At 37.8% G+C, this 1,973-nt stretch carries 2 protein-coding genes; both read left to right on the top strand.

Features of this window, described 5'->3' with window-relative positions; genetic code table 11:
• Positions 1-234 precede the first annotated feature (234 nt).
• On the top strand, positions 235-1,032 hold the full coding sequence (locus tag V7161_RS20700; RefSeq protein WP_335714771.1) for an SRPBCC domain-containing protein: 798 nt from the start codon (positions 235-237) through the stop codon (positions 1,030-1,032).
• Between the two features lie 23 nt (positions 1,033-1,055).
• A complete protein-coding gene (locus V7161_RS20695) occupies positions 1,056-1,496 on the top strand; it encodes an SRPBCC family protein (protein ID WP_335714770.1) in 441 nt (146 codons plus the stop codon).
• The last annotated feature ends 477 nt before the right edge of the window (positions 1,497-1,973 follow it).

Raw genomic sequence — 1,973 nt, 5'->3', positions numbered from 1 at the left:
ACCCCTTTATTGGAGATTCTTATTTTAATCATATTTTCAGGAAGTCGAACTTATGCAAGCCATCCAAGTTTCACTGTGATTCAAATAATAAATGGGTAAATTAAAATATGATAAAGCTATCTGTTTTGCAACTTGACTCATTATGTTTTACATGTTACTATTTGGTCACATATTATATGTGACCATTTATTCACATATAATAAATTTGGAGTTAGTATAGAAAGGATCGTTGTAATGAGTGACGAACTTTCAACTTTATTTAAAGCTTTAGGACACCCGATACGAAGACAGATATTGGATATCCTTAAACAATCAGCCAAAACAACAGGCGAACTAATTGAATATTTTCCAGAAGTCACAAGATTTGCGATCATGAAGCATTTATCGATTTTGGAAGAAGGAAATTTAGTTATCGTCAGACGTGAGGGGAAATACCGGCGGAATTTTCTTAACGCGGTCCCGCTTCAGGAAGTGCATAACCGCTGGGTTGGGAAATACATGCAGACAACAGCCACTTCATTACTAAATCTGCGAACAGTAGTTGAAACTAATAAAATAGAAGGAGAGTCAGCCATGGAAATAACCAATCAAGAACAAAGCAAAGCTTTTCGTATCGAGCAAGAGGTGCTTATCAATGCCCCACGTGAACAGGTTTTCAAGGCATTAACGGAAAATGCGGGTGATTGGTGGGAATTCCGCATCGCTCCCAAAGGAGTACCATCACATTTTACATTCGATCCAGTCCCTGGCGGTCAATTTATCGAGAGATGGCGTGAAAAGGAGGGGGCTGTCTGGGGGAATGTTTATTATGTGAACGCCCCGGAAGAAATCCGTTTGCATGGCCACTTAGGAATGCAAGGGGCAGTAAACAGTTCCTATACCTATCGACTTCTAGAAAAAGAAAGAGCAACTTTACTGCAGCTTTCTCATACTGCGTCGGGCGTCATTAGAGATAGCTGGGAACAAGACCATACAGAAGGTTGGAAATACCTGCTTGGAACTTTGCTTAAAAAATATTGTGAACAATCATAAGAGGCACTTAGGGGGGAACATACTTGGTAGATGTTTTTACAGAAATAAAAATTCAGCGCCCAGTTGATCAAGTATCAGCATACGCAACGAATCCGGACAATGCACCAGAATGGTATGTAAATATTCAATCAGCGGAATGGAAAACTCCAAAGCCTTTGAAAGTTGGTTCAAAAGTTGCCTTTAAAGCTCAATTTCTTGGACGTGAACTAGCTTATGTTTATGAAATTGCTGAGTATATTCCTGGGAAGAAGCTTGTAATGAGAACAGCGAATGGGCCTTTTCCAATGGAGACCACCTATACGTGGGAAGCTCTTTCTGACAACAGTACTTTAATGAAATTAAGGAATAAAGGAAATCCGACCGGCTTTTCAAAAATAGCTGCCCCCTTCATGTCCACCATGATGAAAAGAGCAAACAACAAAGATCTCCAGAAAATGAAGGACATTCTTGAAAATCAAAATTGATTATTAAAGTAGTGCCTGGCCCCTTAATGGTGGTCAGGTTTTTTTATGGATATACTATTGGACAAATTGGTAGCTTAGAAGTTTATTTTAAAAAAATTAAAAACTGTTGTTGATATTGCTGCAGCATGATAGTAATATAGTAATTCCTGAGAGGGAAACGCCAGATTGATTGTTTCTTATTTCGGGCTTTAAAAAAACTCTTGACGAGATTAATATTCTAATATAATATTAATAACTGTCGCTGAGTTGATTAAAAAGTTTTTTAAAAAAGTAATTGACGCAACGAAAACGAGATGGTATATTAATATCCTGTCTTGAAAAATTGCTCTTTGAAAACTAAACAAACAAAAACGTCAACAAACAATAATATTCGTTTCTTTTTGAAACGAGCCAACGTTTTATTTTATGAGCTAATCAACTTTCTTGGAGAGTTTGATCCTGGCTCAGGACGAACGCTGGCGGCGTGCCTAATACATG

Source organism: Neobacillus drentensis, assembly GCF_036965425.1.
GTDB lineage: Bacteria > Bacillota > Bacilli > Bacillales > Cytobacillaceae > Neobacillus > Neobacillus drentensis_F.
Note: the sequence above shows the minus strand (reverse complement) of the source record. Positions and strands in the feature narration are given on the sequence as shown.